At 43.5% G+C, this 17,563-nt stretch carries 15 protein-coding genes; 7 read left to right on the top strand and 8 right to left on the bottom strand.

Going from position 1 to position 17,563, the window contains the following annotated elements; genetic code table 11:
* Positions 1 to 508: transposase (locus tag JFC07_RS12155; protein ID WP_198329133.1), on the bottom strand; the 508-nt coding region annotated here is incomplete at its 3' end.
* 203 nt (positions 509 to 711) lie between these two features.
* Between JFC07_RS12155 and JFC07_RS12150 the strand changes: the two genes are divergently transcribed.
* Positions 712 to 1,650: a hypothetical protein gene (locus JFC07_RS12150; protein ID WP_198329132.1), complete on the top strand. Its 939-nt coding sequence runs from the start codon at positions 712 to 714 to the stop codon at positions 1,648 to 1,650.
* A gap of 197 nt (positions 1,651 to 1,847) precedes the next feature.
* Here the strand turns inward: JFC07_RS12150 and JFC07_RS12145 are convergent, their stop codons facing one another.
* Positions 1,848 to 2,744, bottom strand: coding sequence for an ABC transporter substrate-binding protein (locus JFC07_RS12145; protein ID WP_198329131.1), 897 nt, complete (start codon positions 2,742 to 2,744; stop codon positions 1,848 to 1,850).
* 718 nt (positions 2,745 to 3,462) lie between these two features.
* On the opposite strand from JFC07_RS12145, the gene JFC07_RS12140 reads away from it, so the two are divergent.
* Together JFC07_RS12140 and cspE are read left to right on the top strand one after the other, a co-directional pair.
* Positions 3,463 to 3,888, top strand: coding sequence for a YbaN family protein (locus JFC07_RS12140; protein WP_191690282.1), 426 nt, complete (start codon positions 3,463 to 3,465; stop codon positions 3,886 to 3,888).
* A gap of 281 nt (positions 3,889 to 4,169) precedes the next feature.
* Positions 4,170 to 4,379 carry a transcription antiterminator/RNA stability regulator CspE gene (cspE, locus tag JFC07_RS12135; RefSeq protein ID WP_068403593.1) on the top strand — a complete coding sequence of 70 codons (210 nt, stop codon included), beginning with the start codon at positions 4,170 to 4,172 and terminating at the stop codon, positions 4,377 to 4,379.
* 197 nt (positions 4,380 to 4,576) lie between these two features.
* On the opposite strand, the gene JFC07_RS12130 is transcribed toward cspE, so the two are convergent.
* Entirely contained in the window at positions 4,577 to 5,659 is a 1,083-nt protein-coding gene (locus JFC07_RS12130) for a YeiH family protein (protein ID WP_198329130.1), read from the bottom strand.
* A gap of 201 nt (positions 5,660 to 5,860) precedes the next feature.
* Here JFC07_RS12130 and JFC07_RS12125 point away from each other — a divergent pair, with 201 nt between their 5' ends.
* Complete coding sequence (locus JFC07_RS12125) at positions 5,861 to 6,799, top strand: LysR substrate-binding domain-containing protein (RefSeq protein ID WP_198329129.1); 939 nt, start codon at positions 5,861 to 5,863, stop codon at positions 6,797 to 6,799.
* A gap of 143 nt (positions 6,800 to 6,942) precedes the next feature.
* On the opposite strand, the gene JFC07_RS12120 is transcribed toward JFC07_RS12125, so the two are convergent.
* Positions 6,943 to 7,404: a universal stress protein gene (locus tag JFC07_RS12120; protein ID WP_068403584.1), complete on the bottom strand. Its 462-nt coding sequence runs from the start codon at positions 7,402 to 7,404 to the stop codon at positions 6,943 to 6,945.
* Positions 7,405 to 7,797: 393 nt separating this feature from the next.
* Between JFC07_RS12120 and JFC07_RS12115 the strand changes: the two genes are divergently transcribed.
* Positions 7,798 to 10,863, top strand: coding sequence for an insulinase family protein (locus JFC07_RS12115; RefSeq protein ID WP_198329128.1), 3,066 nt, complete (start codon positions 7,798 to 7,800; stop codon positions 10,861 to 10,863).
* Positions 10,864 to 10,984: 121 nt separating this feature from the next.
* On the opposite strand, the gene JFC07_RS12110 is transcribed toward JFC07_RS12115, so the two are convergent.
* Both JFC07_RS12110 and JFC07_RS12105 read right to left on the bottom strand, forming a co-directional pair.
* Positions 10,985 to 11,548 (bottom strand): NUDIX hydrolase, encoded by a 564-nt coding sequence (locus JFC07_RS12110; RefSeq protein WP_193032113.1) that lies wholly within the window; start codon positions 11,546 to 11,548, stop codon positions 10,985 to 10,987.
* A gap of 359 nt (positions 11,549 to 11,907) precedes the next feature.
* Positions 11,908 to 12,423, bottom strand: coding sequence for an HPP family protein (locus tag JFC07_RS12105; RefSeq protein ID WP_227514902.1), 516 nt, complete (start codon positions 12,421 to 12,423; stop codon positions 11,908 to 11,910).
* Between the two features lie 144 nt (positions 12,424 to 12,567).
* On the opposite strand from JFC07_RS12105, the gene JFC07_RS12100 reads away from it, so the two are divergent.
* Complete coding sequence (locus JFC07_RS12100; protein ID WP_193032115.1) at positions 12,568 to 13,305, top strand: NUDIX hydrolase; 738 nt, start codon at positions 12,568 to 12,570, stop codon at positions 13,303 to 13,305.
* A gap of 257 nt (positions 13,306 to 13,562) precedes the next feature.
* Here JFC07_RS12100 and JFC07_RS12095 read toward each other — a convergent pair whose 3' ends face one another.
* Both JFC07_RS12095 and nhaA read right to left on the bottom strand, forming a co-directional pair.
* Positions 13,563 to 14,963 (bottom strand): oxygenase MpaB family protein, encoded by a 1,401-nt coding sequence (locus JFC07_RS12095; RefSeq protein ID WP_193032117.1) that lies wholly within the window; start codon positions 14,961 to 14,963, stop codon positions 13,563 to 13,565.
* A 103-nt stretch (positions 14,964 to 15,066) separates the two neighbouring features.
* Positions 15,067 to 16,269, bottom strand: a complete 1,203-nt coding sequence (gene nhaA, locus JFC07_RS12090; RefSeq protein ID WP_193032119.1) for a Na+/H+ antiporter NhaA — start codon at positions 16,267 to 16,269, stop codon at positions 15,067 to 15,069.
* 415 nt (positions 16,270 to 16,684) lie between these two features.
* Between nhaA and JFC07_RS12085 the strand changes: the two genes are divergently transcribed.
* Complete coding sequence (locus JFC07_RS12085) at positions 16,685 to 17,440, top strand: TSUP family transporter (protein WP_102077734.1); 756 nt, start codon at positions 16,685 to 16,687, stop codon at positions 17,438 to 17,440.
* The last annotated feature ends 123 nt before the right edge of the window (positions 17,441 to 17,563 follow it).

Below are 17,563 nucleotides of genomic sequence, written 5' to 3'. Positions count from 1 at the left end.
CGATGCAGTCTAAATAGACAATAGGATAAACACTGCTTAACGGCCGGTTCTGCCATGCGGTGATGTCGTCTATGATGTTGTCAGTGACTCTTGAGACAAGAGAGCTTGAGATATCGACGTCGTAAAGCTCTTTGATACTCTCTACAATCTCAGTGGTGGTTTGACCTTTGGCGTAAAGGAATATGATTTTATCATCAAGGCCACTAATACGGGTTTGATGCTTGCGCACTAGTGTAGGTTCAAAGCTGCCACCGCGGTCTCTTGGAGTGGAGATCTCAAGGTCGCCTGTGTCGCTACGGACGGTCTTTTTAGTATGACCGTTGCGCTTATTAGGCGTGTCTGCTTTTTCATGCTTGGGGTATCCAAGATGGTCTTCCATCTCAGCTTCTAAGGCAGTGTCGATAAAAGATTGCATGAGCTGCTTTTGAAAGTCTTTGATGTCATCAAAGCTGTTCATGCTACCAGCCATTTGCTCGGCCAGTTTTTTAAGGTCAGATTGAGTAGTCATTGCTTATTCTCCTGTTAGTGGATTATAAGCAGTTACACAGTTTTTAGGAAAGGCTCACACTGTTAGATAATGATATTGACTCATTATTCTCTGAATGCACTTTTGATGGGTGGACACGAGTCATCCCAACTGATGATAATGACTCTGTCGAAAATACTTTATTTTCAGGCTGTGTATTTAATAGTAATTTAACTATCTGCGACATGAGTATTAGTGCAGATATATTCGATTGTGAAGAAGATGCAAAAAGTAGAATTTCGAACTTGACAATTTTATCAAGTGTTTTTAAGTCTAGTTTGAAGTTAAATTTAATGAAAATAAATAAGCTTTGTATCGAAGATACTGAATTTGAATCTAAATTTGAAATAAAAAATAGTGTAATTAATATTTTGGAGTTTAGAAACTCTAATGTAGAAAAAGTATTTGACTCATTTGAAAGTGAGTTTGAGAAGTCTTATTTCTATAAAAGTATTTTTAATGGCTTTGCTGGATTTGAAGGAGTCAAGTTTGGAGCAGTTGATAAAAACACAGAAGAATATCAGGCTAAATTTATATATACCACTTTTATGAGTTTCTCTAACTTTAGAAACACTAAGTTCCTATCAGGTCTGGATTTTGAAAATTCTAATTTAAAAGAACAGCCCAATTTTTTAAAAACTATAATCAGCCCAAAAAATACTAATCGAGAAACATTTAGAATTATTAAAAAGTCTTTCGACGATGTTGGCAACCAACTGGAAGCGAATAGATTTTTTGTTGAAGAAATGAACGCATACAGCAAGGAACTAATAGCTTCAGATGGTAATTATTCAGAAAAAATAGTTTTTTTTACTAATTATATAACCTCTAGCTTTGGAAGAAGCTATATAAGGCCATTTTTATTATTAGTATTATCTTTATGCTTTTACGTAGGTTCTTATGAATTCTATGTAGCATGGTACCAGAGTAATATATATATTCTTCCTGAACCTATTCACACTATAGCCAAGTATCTAAATGATGGTGCTAAAAGTTTTTTACCTTTTTCTAGGTTTATACAAGAAAGAAGGGGGTTTGAATTTATTAGTTTAATTTTTTATGTATTATTCGCTATATTAACTTGGCAGATAATCGTAGCAGTTAAACGACATACTCAACGTTAAGGAACACCATGAACCATCTCACCGTTGGACAACGCGCGCCTTTAAGCAATCTTGCTATTGACGATACCGTACCAATAACGCTTAAGTTCACCCGTCAAAGCCCGATATCAGCTGTTTTGCACTAACTCAGCTTCACTCAAAAAAACCGCCACAGCAACCACGATGGCGGTTTTTTATTACTCAAACTATTTTAAAGCCTACAGCGCCCACAGCGATTGATATTGCTCATCAGTCAACGTCACAATATCGATCTCGGCCAGCATCTCGCGCAGCTCTTGCCACTTACTCGCATCAGGCTTGATAGGCGTGATCAATCTACCTAGCGTATTATCGATAATCGCATCCATCAAGGCATCTGCGTCGGTTTGACTATAGTCATAATACATGCGGCGCGCAGACTTAGGCTCACTTTTACAGTGTTCTGTCATTTGATTGGTCACTTGGATAAAGGTATCTATCGCGTCTTTTTTCGCGCTATAAGTCTCATCAGTCGTGAGGATTTCTAACGCCGAAAAATTCGGATAAGGGGACAGATGCTGATCGATAAACGTAAAGTCTAAACCTTCATGAGTCGCCTCAACCCCTTCAAAGTTATAAAAGCACAGCCATGCACCATCGAGACTTAGGTCTTCTTGCAGGTTTTTTATATGGTAGAAGTCTTTTTGTACAAAGGTCACATTATCACGGCTGATACTAAAGCCGTTTTTCTTGGCATAGCGGGCTAATATCTCAAAGCCAATGCGATTGGTTTTTTCTTCAGCCGCTGGGGTACAAACGCGAATCGGTTGATTGTTCTTGAGCTTATCCATGCTGGATTGCTGCATCAATATGCCGCCATCGGTCTCAAAAAAACAGCCAAGCGCACGCAGATTAGGCGCGTAATGCTCAAACAGATGAATTGGCTCATTCACATGCAGATCGATGCTTTGATTTTGCAATTCAGCAAAGCCATCATAGTGGTCATCAGGCTCAATGATGGTGATATCTAGCCCTGCTTGCTCATACGCGCCTGTGGTCACACCCGCGATAAAGGGCAGGTGATCAGGGTTCAAAAACCATTCGAGGGTGAGGGTCAGTTTGGTGGTTGACTGCATGGTTGTTTCCTTTTTAATGATAGAAAACAATCAGACTGATGCTGTTTAAATAAAACAAAAAAGGTAAAACAAGAAAGGCAAAATCTCAACATGTAAGGCGCTATCAGATCAGCGCGTCAGGTAGAGGTTTCTCTTATTCATAGACTGCTTAGGGTCTGTCATGCTTGTTTCCTACGTCAGTGCTAACTGCTTCAGGTTCACGGGTGTCTCTCAGCGATGGTTTTAACAATCGTTACAAGGTTAAAAGCAAAGCACCCCGACAAGATTGAGTGGTGCTGCATTATTTTTGATCAGTACTGCTCATGAATCCGTACTGCTAATGACTATTATCGATAGCTACTGCATTATCATAGACGACTTGTAAGCGGTGATGCAAGCGTATCAGGAATGACAATGAAAGGTGATGACTGACGCTCGTTAACCGTCCTTTATAACAGTTCTCATTTGTGACGGCTTTTTATAAGCGCTTTCAATCTTATAGGCGCTTTCAATCGACGTGTTAATAGAAGAGCGCACTATCTGTAATTGGTACTTACCCAATCACTAACCAAACATACCGATTGATAGCAAAACCCTCATAAAAATAGTCTTGTAGCATATCTCCTCATACGGCATCCTTAGTGAGTTCTATAAGCCGCCGTCTTTGTCATAAATTTGCCGGCCAAAACCTGATTATCTGACACTATCCAACGATATCCACTATCCAACGACATCCTTTATGAGCCAAAAAAAGCACTTCTACTACCGCCCAAAGACCAATCAACACAATAGCCCAGCGGTGCGTTGGGCATTTTTGATATTTGGTTGGATATTTTTTGTCTTGGGAATTATTGGCGCATTATTACCCGTGATGCCGACCGCGCCTTTTATCTTATTAGCAGCAGGTTGCTGGGCACGAAGCTCACGACGCTTTCATTTTTGGCTGATTAATCACAAGTATTTTGGTAAGTTTGTTCGCGATTGGGAAGAGCGCCGCGCTGTTCCGCTATATGCCAAGTGGTTAGCCACGATTATGATGTCTATATCGACGGCGATGTTATTTTATCGCTTGCCAGCCGATACGCTATGGGTAGCGTGGCTAGTTGCAGCGGTATGTAGTAGCGTCGCTATATATTTATTTCGTTTGCCAAATGCCTATACTTAGCGGTTAAATGCTTAAAATTTTTGTTAAGTATCTAAAAATAAAGCAAATAAGTGCAAAAAATAGCCAATAATTGCGCTTTGTTACACTAAAGATAAGATAAGGCTTGCGATACTGCGCTAGGCCACCTATAATACTTCCAAGCTTAAGAGCAGTTCTGCACCAAATCATTACCTCGTAGTATTAGTTATAATCCTTCGTTTTAATATTTATCGTTCAGTAGCTATTTGCAAGCGTTATCGGCCAATTAGGCCAAAAATAAATTAAATATCAGGGTTATGACTATGTCAGACGTTCAAAAAGGTACAGTTAAGTGGTTCAACGAAGCTAAAGGCTTTGGTTTCATCGCTCCAGAAAATGGCGCAGACGTTTTTGCTCATTACAGCGAAATCACTGGTTCAGGTTTTAAAACTTTGGCTGAAGGCCAAGAAGTTGAGTTCACTGTAACTCAAGGCCAAAAAGGCCCACAAGCACATAACATCGTTGCTATCTAATTCGTCTTTATAGACAACTAGAGCAAGATGAATAAAAAAACGAGCCTTAGGGTTCGTTTTTTTTCGCCTATTATTTATGTTTATTGCTTTTGATAAATAAATAGTAAAGTGTTGAATAAAGTCTTAGGACAACAATGCCGACGATTATAGGAATAATCGTCGGCATTGTTAGTTTTATTGGTGCGTTAATAGCTTTTTTATAGTGAAGCGATGCCAATATTGATCAAGCCGCCACCGATAATTAACCAAGTAAACATAATGGCACCGAGTATCAATGGTTTGACGCCAGCTTGTTTAATGGCACTCATATGCGTGGTCAAACCAAGGGCAAACATTGCCATCGTCAATAACACATCATCAAGCATGACCATACTGTGTTCAAAGCTTGCCGTCATCGGTATCCACGTATGCAATACCACCACCAAAATAAAGATAAAGGCAAACCAAGGAACTTTCACTTGTTGCACGCGATTGATAAATGATGGTTTTTCGCCATTATCGCTACTGGTTTTGGTTAAGGCAAAAGACAATATTAATAAGAAAGGGGCGAGCATCATAACGCGAATCATCTTGGTCACGACCGCTGTATTGCCAACCTCGGTGCTAACGGCGTTACCTGCGACCACCACTTGCGCCACTTCATGAATGGTTGAACCAGTATAAATGCCGTATTGCTGAGCGTTTAGCCAAGGTTGTAACCAGCCAAGTTGATATAAAAATGGATAGAGCAGCATAGCAATCGTGCCAAAGACCACCACGGTGGCAACGGCAATGGTGACTTTATGCGCTTCGGCTTTGACCACAGGTTCTGCGGCAATTACCGCTGCAGCGCCACAAATACTGGCCCCTGAGCCGATCAATAGCGTCGTTTGCTTATCGACTTTAAGCCACTTTGTACCGAGCCAATAAGTGATTAAAAATGTCGAGGTCAGTATCAGTGCATCCGTCATTACGGCTGGCATACCAACGCTTGCGACTTGGGTTAAAGTCAGTTTAAAACCATAAAATATAATGGCAAGGCGTAAAATTTGACCTTTAGCAAAACTAACACCCGCGCTTAATTGATCAGAAAAATTTGGATAAACCGTATTGCCAAGTACCATGCCAAGTAAAATTGCTAGCGTCAACGATGACAGACCAACAATGTGTCCATTTGACCATGTGTCTAGGCTGATATTTAACCACAAACAAAACAAGCTCCCAATCAGCACGACGATAAGTCCCATCGCATGACGGTTATGCGGGAAGTAATTATTCATGGTTTGTGCTATTGCGTTCATTTCGTACGCATCCTATTCTTTATTATCTATAATCGAAATAAGCATAAGCTTATGAATAGACAGTATAAGACAAACCGATTTATAATAAAAACAGATTAATAAGATATAAACTATCGATTTTTTAGGTTAAGAAGTTGTTGTAGGCTAGGTTGTGTCCTAATTAGTTAAAGACAAAAGGCCAGTGCAAGAGGTAATCCAATCATGAAAAAAGTTATGCAGCTGCTACCGAGGATTACCCTTAAGCAGCTATCAGTGTTTGTCAGTATTTATCAAACTGGCAGTACCAGCCGTGCCAGTGAAGAGCTGCATTTATCGCAGTCAGCGGTCAGCAGTGCGCTCACTGAGCTGGAGGCGCGGTTGCAAATGCCGCTATTTGAGCGCGTCGGTCGCAGGCTTAATCAGCATCCAAATGCTCATCCTATTTATATACAGGCACAAGCGATTTTGGGACAAGCTTTAACCCTTGAGCATTATCATAAGCATCAAGCAGGGCAGATTCATATTGGTGCTAGCACGACTATCGGTAATTATGTATTGCCACCGCTGCTTGCCAAATTGTACGAAGCGCTACCCGATGCCCATATCGATATGTATATTGCTAATACCCAAGAAGTAGTCGGCGAGGTTGAGCAGTTAAATATCGATATTGCGCTTGTAGAAGGTATGCCGCGCCCGACAGATATGAAAGTGATTGAGCAGCGCGCTTGGCGCACCGATACCTTGATGGTATTTGCTAAATCTAATAGCAAATGGTTGACAGACATGACCTATAATGAGAAAGAAAAATGCTATGAGCTCAGCGCGGAACAATTGGCAAGGCTGCCATTACTGGTACGAGAGGCGGGTTCGGGGACGCGGCAAATCATCGATGAGCAGTTATTGCAGCATCTGCCATATGCCGAGATTGTCATGGCGATTCAGCAGTCAGAAGCGATTAAGCATATGGTCAGCGCCGATATCGGTCTTGGCTGCTTATCGCAGTATGTCATTGAAGCAGAACTAGCAGCAGGGAAGTTGGTGCAGGTGAAAGTAGCGGGTATTGATTTAGCGCGCACGTGGTGGCTAGTTTGGCACAAAGCGCGTCATCAAAGCCCCATTTGGCAAAGCTTTATCGATATTTTAAGAGAGGATTCACGTTAGCAATACGTGTAAAATTATTGGTGAGAAAATTTACTGTTTTCACGAATAATAAAAAAGCGCACTGTCATACAGTGCGCTTTTGTTAATGAGATTTTTTAATAATTTTAAATAACTTCGGAACGATGCTTGGTCTGTTCTTAGGCTTATTTATTAACGGGTTTATCGAGTCGCACCACTAAGCTGTCGCATGGAACGTTTGGCAAGATATTATCTGCCGTCGCGCCACTTAGCCAAGCCGAGATACCGTGGCGCTCATGACGACCGATGACCAATAAATCAACGTCATGCTTATGGCAATAATTGACGATACCTTCACTGTTAGAGATAGCGGTTGTTACTTCAGAGTTGACCGCGTGCAAGTCATTACGCTCCAAAAACTGAGCCAGTTTGGCGCGCGCTTCTTGGCAGCGTTCATCATCGATTTCATCGTATAAGCTTGAGGCAGGCACCAGCTCATAGCCAAAGCCGACCATGGTATCTTTGACAATATGTAATACCGATAATTTGGCGTTCGGACGATTCTCGACGATACGTTTGGCCTTTTGGGCGACCACATCAGCGTCGGACATCAAGTCGGTGACCAATAAAATATGTTCGTAACTCATGAGCTGCTCCTTTTGACAGATGATTTCAACTATAGCACTACTACTGACTGCTGTTAAGTATGCTTTGTTAATTCCACACTATCTTTATGATGTATTGTTGAAGCGTTATTATTTTTCTCCTAGCGCTATCTTGACTTATCAAGCCCTAAGCCCCATCTAGTTTCGTTAGGCAAATCCTTTTTAGCTGATAATTGCCACTCTATTTAAAGATTACCTATATTTTGTATAACACTGCTATTTTTATAACTTTTACAACGCTATTAATTTTAGACCAATCAATTTTATAAATATAAACCTTTCCATTTTTGATTGTTTATCCTGAGATGCTTTATCAGTTAACGGCCACATGAGCGCTTAACGAAGAAGCTATCAGGTTACTCTATAAGGACAACTATGACTGACACGCCATTTACCGCTGATTTAACCCTACATCCAGCGTTTGAGCTGCTTGAGCACCGTCATATCGATGCATTGTCGATGGACGTATTGATAAGCCAGCACGTCAAGACAGGCGCCATGCATTACCATTTGGCGCATCCAAGCGATGAAAATGCCTTTTTGGTCGGCTTTCGTACCCAGCCAATGGACTCAAAAGGTGAGGCGCATATTTTAGAGCACGTGGCTTTGTGTGGCTCTGAAAAGTTCCCTGTCCGCGACCCGTTCTTTTCGATGATTAAACGTTCATTAAACACCTTTATGAATGCCATGACCGCCGCCGATTGGACTGCCTATCCGTATGCCACCCAAAATAAAAATGACTACTTTAACTTACTGGCTGTTTATCTTGATGCGTCGTTTTTCCCCAATATTCATCCACTCGATTTTGCCCAAGAAGGTATTCGCGTAGAATTAGATGAAAATGATAAACTGCAGTTTAAAGGTATTGTTTTCAATGAGATGAAAGGCGCGATGAGCGGCGAGATTGACCAGTTATATCATACGGTCGCCCATCATTTGTTCCCAACGACGACCTATCATTATAATTCGGGCGGCGATCCTGCTGATATTCCTGATTTGACCCATCATGAGCTGGTTGAATTTCATCAGAGCCATTATCATCCGTCAAACAGCGTAATCATGAGCTTTGGTAATATTCCAGTTGCCCAAACGCAAGCGAAAATTCATGACGATGCCTTGATTCAGTTTGAAGCGGGTAAAAAGCACGTTTCACGTCCAGAAAAACGTCTGTCTGCACCAATTAGCGCGGTTGATACTTATACTGCTGATGAAGCCGGTCCAGACCAAACTCACCATGTGGTGGCGTGGTTATTGCCGTCAATTACCGATCCCAAGCAGCGTTTGGCACTGCGTCTATTAGAAGGTGTGTTGGTTGAGCATGCTGGTTCGCCATTGCGTGCGTATTTGGACAGCCATCCACTTGGTAAAGCGCCAAGTCCGCTACTAGGTTTGGATGACAGTCATTATGAAATGGTCTTTTATACCGGTCTGCGCGGTTCTAACCCTGAACACGCCGAAGCGGTAGAGCAGGGCATTCTTGATTTGCTTAAAGAGGTCGCGAGCCAACCGATTGATGATGAAACCATTGAGACGATTCTGCACCAAATCGAGATTGATCAGCGCCATATCGGCGGCGATAGCATGCCGTATGGTCTAAATCTCATGCTAGAAGGCTTTAGCACGGCGATTCATGATGGCAACCCTATCGATGTCTGGGAAGTTGATGAGCATTTGCAGTGGCTGCGTGAGCAAGTAAAGGACGAACAGTGGTTACCCAATTTAATTAAGCAGCACTTGTTAGACAATCAACACCGTGTCCGAGTCACGTTGACACCTGACAGTGAAAAAACCGCCCGTCTGGCAGCCGCTGAGCAAACCCGTCTTGATACTATTGCGATGGATTTGACTGCTGACGATAAAGCCATCTTAAAACAACAAGCGTTAGATTTGGCAGCGCGCCAAGCTGCGCCTGATGATTTAAGCTTATTGCCAAAAGTTGGCTTAGAAGATGTCCCGACCGATATCAGCTTTAAACAAGGCACGCAAAAACAAGTGAATTTAAGCGGGCAAGACAGCACCTTATTTGAATATGAGGCCGGTACCAATGGTTTATACTATTATCAAATAATTGTACCGTTGACCGATGCGATTGGTCATCAGAACACCAGCGAGCTACCGGTTGATGAAGTGATTAATCATCCATTGTTACCTATTTATCTGAGTTTATTGTCAGAACTGGGCACGGATTCGCTAAGCGCACATGAAATGCAGGCCAAGCAAGCGGCGCATTCATCAGGGGTGACGGCGCGTATCAGTCAGCGCACCAATATCGATGACAGTCAAGCGATTAGCAGCTACTTCGTCGTCGCTACACGCGCGCTAAATCGTAAGCCTGAAGCCATTGATTTGCTTAAAGAAGTCATAGAGCACAGCGTCTTTAGCGAGCATGACCGTATTAAAGAGATTTTGCAGCAGCGCGCAGCTGGTTGGCAATCAAACCTTGCCGGTTCTGGGCATTCGTATGCTATGCAAACCGCCAGTCGCGGCATGAGTCGTCAAGCGCAGTTAGAATATGTGCGTAGCGGGCTGCCAGCACTAAACGCGCTCAAAGACTTCTTAACCCATGCCAGTACTGATGATGCGCAGTGGGATAAGTTGGCCATTAGCTTGATGGATTTACATCAGCGTATAATAAGCTTGCCAAAACACGCCGTCATTATTTGTGAAGCCGAGCAAACCGAACGCTTAAGCAATTTGATTGTTGAGAGCTGGAAAGACAGTAAAGCGCCACAAATTGCGGAAAAATTAAGCCATACTGAAACGGCTATTGAAGCGAACATTCCAAGTGAGTTTGCAGATTTACAGTTAGACTCGGCGCTCAATGGTAAGAATGATGGCGCTCAACTAGAAGAGGTTACCGCTGACGATTTGGCGTGGCTAGTGCCGACCAACGTCTATCATAATGCCAGTGCTTATTCTGTGCCAGCCGCAGACCATCCTGATACTGCTGCCTTAATGGTGTTGGCGCCATATTTACGAAATGGCTACTTGCATAGCGCCATTCGTGAGCGCGGCGGTGCTTATGGCGGCGGCGCAGGTTACGATGCCAACGCGTGCGCCTTTAAGTTCTTTAGCTATCGCGATCCACAGTGTGCTGAAACTTTTGCCCATTTTGATGCCAGTATCGAATGGTTATTGAATGAGCCGCAAACCGATGAGCAATTAGAAGAAGCGATTTTGGGTATTATCTCAGGTATGGATAAACCTGGCTCTCCAGCAGGCGAGGCGGTAAAAGCCTGCTTTGCCAATCTGCATCATCGCGGCGTCGACTGGCAGCGTAAAATGCGCGCGGCGATATTATCTGTGACGGTTGCTGACTTGCAGCGCGTCGCTAAGCAATATCTGCAAGGTCAAAAACACGTGCGAGCGGTACTAGCGCCGTATGATAAAGAAGAAGCCGTAAAAGAGTTAGGCTTTAACGTTTGTAAAATTAAAAGCTAGTTGTTAATTTAGCGCAAAATCAGTCATCGCAAATCATTGACTGTATAAAAAAACCGCCGCTCTCAGTGTTTGTATTGAAAGCGGCGGTTTTTATTGCCGGTAAGTATTTTAAAAAGCTGTATTAATAACGCTTAATCGCTTGGTCTTTGCCAATCAAATCTTGATGAATAGGGAAGTCGGTATGGTCGTCAAACTCCTTGCGGTCGGCAAAGTAGCTTTTTAAGGTACGGCGCACGGCTTCAAAGGCAAGCTTATCCCATGGAATGTCTTCTTCAGCAAATAACGCGCAGTCCAGACTTTCAGAGCCAATACCGTAAGCGCCGTCTTTTAGCTCGGTGATATAAATGCTATAGATTTGCCCGATATCAGGAATATCATATAAGCAATATAAATGCGGGTTGGTAACCACTGCTTCCGCCTCTTCAAAGCTTTCTCTCGCCGCGCCTTCTGCCATGGTTTCGCCATTTTCCATAAAGCCTGCGGGCAACGTCCATAAGCCATATTGCGGCTCAATCGCACGGCGGCATAATAGCACTCTATTTTTATGTACGACCAGTGAGCCACAAATCACTTTTGGATTTTCGTAGTGAATATAATTGCAGTTTGGGCATACCAAACGCGGCATATTATCGGTGGCTGGTATTTTGCGTTCTGCTTCATGGCCGCATTGTAGACAATAGCACATATCAACTGCCTTATATAAGATAAACGAAAGATGGAAAAAAGGTTATCGGTGTTGTAAGAATTATAATTCTTATGTTATGACGTTCGCTTGTCAGCTGGCATCATAGCTATGAAGCCTAAGATAACACAAATTTCCATCGCACTGGTCGTGATAATAAAAAGCACACATTTTTGCTAAACTGATGGTAGCTAGGCTTACGTTTATGAAATAAGGTTTTTTAAGCGTCATTGTCAGCGCTGCGATAGCGCATCAGTCCAGTCACATAAAGTATATGCAGCCGCTTTTAGATTACACTAGTCTAGACTAGACTGATGTTGAATAATAAATGATCGCTTTACCTTTTACCTTGAAGGATGGATTTACCAATAACGCGGATAATGGCGACCGCGACCGATATTGTTATAAATCAGCGCCACTGCAACCAAGGCAAGCGCACCGATTAGCGTAGGGGTGACTAAAAAATGCCAGTTGACGCCGCCGAGCATGACGATTAGTGGATTAGAGCCGGCGGGTGGATGCGGTACGCGCAGCAATAGCATCAGCGCAATCGCTGTACCGACCGCCAGCGACAAGCTCCACCACTCGATACCAAACAAGGTCAAAAACGATAGCCCCGTAAAAGTGGTGATAAGATGCCCGCCAACGATGTTTCTAGGCTGGGCAAATGGACTCTCTGGATAGGCAAAAATAAGCAAACAGCTGGCACCAAATGAGCCCAAAATCATAGCGACGTTTTGCCAGCTGCCCAGTAGCGCCAGTATGGCGGTGGCGAAAGTACCGCCAACCCAAGCAAGGGCAATGATAATTAATGGCAATCTTTGCGGGCAATCATCGGTCTTGCCCTGCATTTTATTTAATGAAAAAATCTTATCCACAAATATTTCCTAAAAACATGTAATCTTAAAGTGCTTACTTGCGTAATCAGCATCTTATTTAATGGTTATTTAATGGCTATTTAATGGTTATTTATGTTTAACGGCATTGATGCTTGATACTAATAAAAACATAGGGCAATAATAATGTTACTCCCCCCGCAGTCTGTCCATTTCGATGAATTTTCCGTCGCTGTGCCAGACTTTATTCGTTATCCCACTATTAGAAAGTTGGCGGAACGCGTGCAGCATGAGACCTTAAATGCGGTCACCAATCCTGCGTTATACCACAACTCTCATACTTCTCTTAGCGAGCGCATTTTAGAGAGTCTGTATCAGACACCGATTGCTGATGCCTCGGTATTGGTTGCCATCACTCATGAGCGCCATCCCAAGCTGCTACTGACGCGCCGCGCTGCTCACATGAACAGTCATGCCGGCGAAGTCTCTTGCGTAGGCGGTAAACATGACGCCAGCGATGGTAATAATGTCATCACCGCCTTGCGTGAAGCCTGCGAAGAGACCGCGCTGCCACCCAATAAAGTCCAGCTACTTGGTCAGTTACCGATTCAAACCTCTAAAAGTGGCATGAGTGTGCGTCCCATTGTGGCGCTAATTGCGCCAGATTTACTGTTAGTGCCGGAGCTTGATGAAATCTCGCGTATCTTTTGGGCAGATTTTGAAACCTTGCTGACGCAGCCTACCGTTGAGTATGCGATAGAGTATACGATGCAAGGTCAGACCGCGACCATCCTCACGCCAAGCTGGCAAGTGGATGGCGAAACAATATGGGGTCTGACAGGACGCGTCATCGCCAGCTTGCTAGAGACGGGGTTTGATCGGCAACTTGAGTGGTATTACCGCATTCAAGATACGCGTAATTAATACGTCAGTCGCTTGCGGTGATTTATTGAATTGTTTACAGTAAAACCATTTTCTAATCAAACCAAGCGCGTCTTTTGCGGATTTATTATAGTTATTGTAGAGGCGGTTGATAATGGCTTGATATATTCTATTTACTACTAATAATATTCGACTTATGCCCTCTGGTTATGGTTATAGATTTGCATAATATTATTCGTTATTGGTTTTATCTAATACTGAGTGATTATTCTTCTTAAAGTAACTGTAATTAGCACAAGTTATTTATAATAATCGTCGTTTTTCTTTAACCACCAATTCATATTATCTTGGCGTTTAGCACGGAAGGCTTCTAATTTTCCCGCCACCGTTTGATTGTGCTGGCGTGCGGTATCGAGCGCAAAAAGAATCGGCACCGAAGATAAGACGCCAAAACGGATTTTCGATTTTGGCAAATCCAGCCCATCGCCGATATCATCGCCGACCAAGGTACGAGTCACGCTGGCATTGACCATCTCAACGAAACGCCCACGGCGATTGTCCTCGCCCATCAGCTGCCGCGGTAAATCGTGCAGGGCTTTTGCCAGTGGCTGACCCATTTTAAAATCAAGCTGCTGAATTGATAAATAGGTATAAAGCCATTCCCAACAAGCGGCTTCATCTTTTGGTAAGCGCTGTAAATCAACGCCCATCCAATAGCTGGCAAGATTCCAGAGATGTAAGATACCTTCTGCTTCCTCGCTGCTGATACGGGCGCCAAGCAGCCGTAGCCCACGCATAATCAATAATGAAAACTGCAAATGGGTAGCAATCATATCGGTTTGATTGATAGGAATACCCCAATAGTCGGTGTTCCAGCTGCCATCTACATTGTGGTGTTGGTCGGCATCGGGTATGACACCTTTAGCAGCATTGCCTTTACCTTTGAGCAAGTTTTGCCGCACCGTCGTGTGAATTTGCCGCACTTTGATAGACTGCCGCCAGCCTTCTGAGCCAATCGCCAATACCTGCTCAATTGGTTGACGATTATTATAAGAACTAGAATTTAGTTGTGGGTGTTCAGAGACGGCTAGAATATAGGCGTAAGTACGCATCAAGCGCGGTAGGGCGTCGTGCATTAAGGCGCCCGTTTGAATAAGCGGCAGGGAGAGGGCAGGAATACTATAGCCGGCCATTAGCGCGACATTGCGCAACAGCCAAATGAGCATCAATGGATAACGTCGGTAAGCAACCGCACCGATTTGTGCAAGCTTGGGGTCAAACCAAGCAGGATGGCTGCTAAATTGCTCGGTTAAGGTATTAAATGCAGGGTTGCTTAAAAGGGTAGCATCGAAGTTACTGTCACTGCCACCATTACTATCGCCACTACTACTGTCGCTTAAGATAAATTGCTTCAAGGGTTTAGCAAAACGAATACCGTCAGCGGCTAATGCATCGGCTAGTGGATCGCCAATATCGTAGCCGGCAACCATTTCCTGCAATAACTCTGGCGAGATGACAAAATCTTTTGGCAATAAATAACGCTTAATACGCTTTAAGACTTGCAGGTCGCTATGGTCATCAATTGCCGTCGTGCGTCCGTGGCGCTGGTAAGCGTGAATTGCCGGGTTGGGGTCAGCTTTTTGCCGAGCACTGGCGCTATTTGCTTTGGCATTTTCTTTAGCGATATCGATGGGATCCATATTATTAGCTACTCTATATCGTCTGCTTTTATCCACCCATTTTAAGCGCATTAAGCGACTTATTTAGCATGATAGCCATAAGTCGCTCACGCTTAATGAGTGCTTAAGAATGATGGGTTAAGTCCACCGAGGTATTGCTGACCTCTTCTTTTAAGGTGGCTTTTAGCATCAAGTAACCTGCGATACCAGACACGATTGAACCCATAATGATACCTAAGCGCTCGTCAAATAATGGTGTCGCGCCGCCGAAAGCAAGACCACCGATAAATAAACTCATGGTAAAGCCAACGCCGCAAAGTAACGCTGCGCCGTAGATTTGCTTAAAGGTCATGCCCTTTGGCATAGTAGAAATACCCAGTTTAAAAATTAACCAGCACATCAGCATCACGCCCATTTGTTTACCGATAAACAGTCCGGCCGCAATACCGAGTGGCACGGAGTGAAATAATTCCGCAAAGCCTGCACCCTTAAGCGAGATACCGGCATTGGCAAAAGCAAATAAAGGCAGAATGCCGTAAGAAACGGTGTTTTGCAAATCGTGCTCAAGCTCTTCTAGCGGCGAGTGTTCAGGATCCGTACGGTCAAATAGTGGAATGAATAATGCCAGTACCACCCCAGCCAAGGTCGCGTGAACGCCCGATTTGAGCACGGCAATCCACATAATGACACCGATTAGTATGTATGGCGTGATGCTAGTAACATTGCGGCGATTGAGTAGGTATAAGAACGGCAAACACAAAGCAGCGACAGCGAGCGCGCCGAGCGATAAGTCACTGGTATAAAATAAGGCGATGATTAAAATAGCGCCAATATCATCAAAAATAGCAATGGATACCAAAAATACCTTGAGCGAGTTTGGCACGCGATTGCCAAGTAAGCTTAAAATACCAAGGGCGAAAGCAATGTCGGTCGCCGCCGGAATTGCCCAACCTTTCCAAAACTCAGGTTCATTATAGTTAAAAATCAGGTAGACAATAGCAGGCATAATCATGCCGCCCAATGCTGCGCCAGCGGGTAAGATAATTTGTTTGACGTTGGAGAGCTCGCCGATGAGCACTTCGCGCTTGAGCTCAAGACCGACTAAAAAAAAGAACACCGCCATCAGACCATCGTTGATCCAATGATGGGCGTCTTTTGCAATCGCAAAGCCACCGATTTGAATGGCAACGGGCGCGTGAATAAAAGATTCATACCAAGTACTAAAAGGGGTGTTGGCAATAATCATTGCCGCGATAGCTGCCAGCGCTAAGACAATGCCGCCTGACGCTTCGAGGTTGAAAAATGCTCTGATTCTTTGTATTGCCATATTATCCTCATTGACTCAATAAAACGTGCTAAATCATTCAAAAACTTCAAATTTCTAAATTGTTCTGGCTTGCTTACTTTCCTGCTTTGGCTTCCTTAAGTGCATTTCGCCGAGCCATAAACCCTCATCATTCATGCTGCACTTATCATTAAAAATGACGCAGCAGACCGATAGCTCTAGTTTCTCACAATCTTATTCATATAAACAATTAAATACGTTAACGGTTTTATGCGGTTTTTTTAAACAGGCGAAGCCTACCAAAAGGCGTACTGATAAAGCCGCGAATATAACAAATCTAGCAGACTTTGCTAGGTTTTTGGTTTTTTTTACGGTTTTATCTTTATAATGAGCGCCTTTACACAAATTTTAACGTTGCGTTTGTTTTTTTATACCCCAAATTTTCAAGGTTAGTGTCATGGACATATCACTCTCTATCGAGATTATTTTAATGCTGACGGCTGTTGCGGCGCTGGCAGGTTTTATCGATGCTATCGCGGGCGGCGGTGGTTTATTGACCATTCCTGCTATGCTGCTTGCCAATATACCGCCTGTGCTAACCTTGGGCACCAATAAGTTGCAAGCGGCATCGGGTGCGCTCGCGGCGTCTATTACCATGATTAAAAAAGGTGTCATCAAGCCTAAAAGTATCAAATTTGCGATCATCGCCGCTTTTCTTGGTTCGGTTATTGGGACGATTGCCGTGCAGTTGTCGCCGCCTGATTTGTTAGAAAAACTGATTCCGTTTTTGATTGCGGCGATTGGTATTTATACTTTATTTGCTCCAAGGCTGGGTGAAGTAGAAGCCGCACCACGTATCTCAGAAGGCACGTGGCAAAAAGTAGTGGCGCCTTTGATAGGGTTTTATGATGGTTATATGGGACCGGGTACGGGGATGTTTTTTGCTTTAGGAAATGTGGCGCTGCGTGGTCGCCAAATTATCGAAGCAACGGGCGCAGCAAAAGTGCTGAACTTATCTACCAATATCGGCTCGCTTATTTTCTTTATCTTGGGCGGTAATGTGCTGTGGAAAGTGGGACTGGCCATGATGGTTGGGCAGACGATCGGCGCGTATTTTGGCTCGCATATGGTCGTTAAAGGCGGCAGTAAACTTATTCGTCCGATGATTGTGTTGGTTTGTTTGGCAATGCTAACCAAATATGTGCTTGGTTAACGATAGTTATTTTGAGGTTGAGATAGTCTTTATAAATTGAGAAAGCTTTATTCCAGCAGTATCGTCACTGAGCTATGCTGAAGAAACCGTACAAGTAAACTTGGTAAACTAAGCATATTAATC

The organism is Psychrobacter faecalis (genome assembly GCF_016107575.1).
Lineage (GTDB): Bacteria > Pseudomonadota > Gammaproteobacteria > Pseudomonadales > Moraxellaceae > Psychrobacter > Psychrobacter faecalis.
The sequence above is the reverse complement of the archived record's forward strand: the minus strand, read 5'-3'. Positions and strand labels throughout refer to the sequence as shown.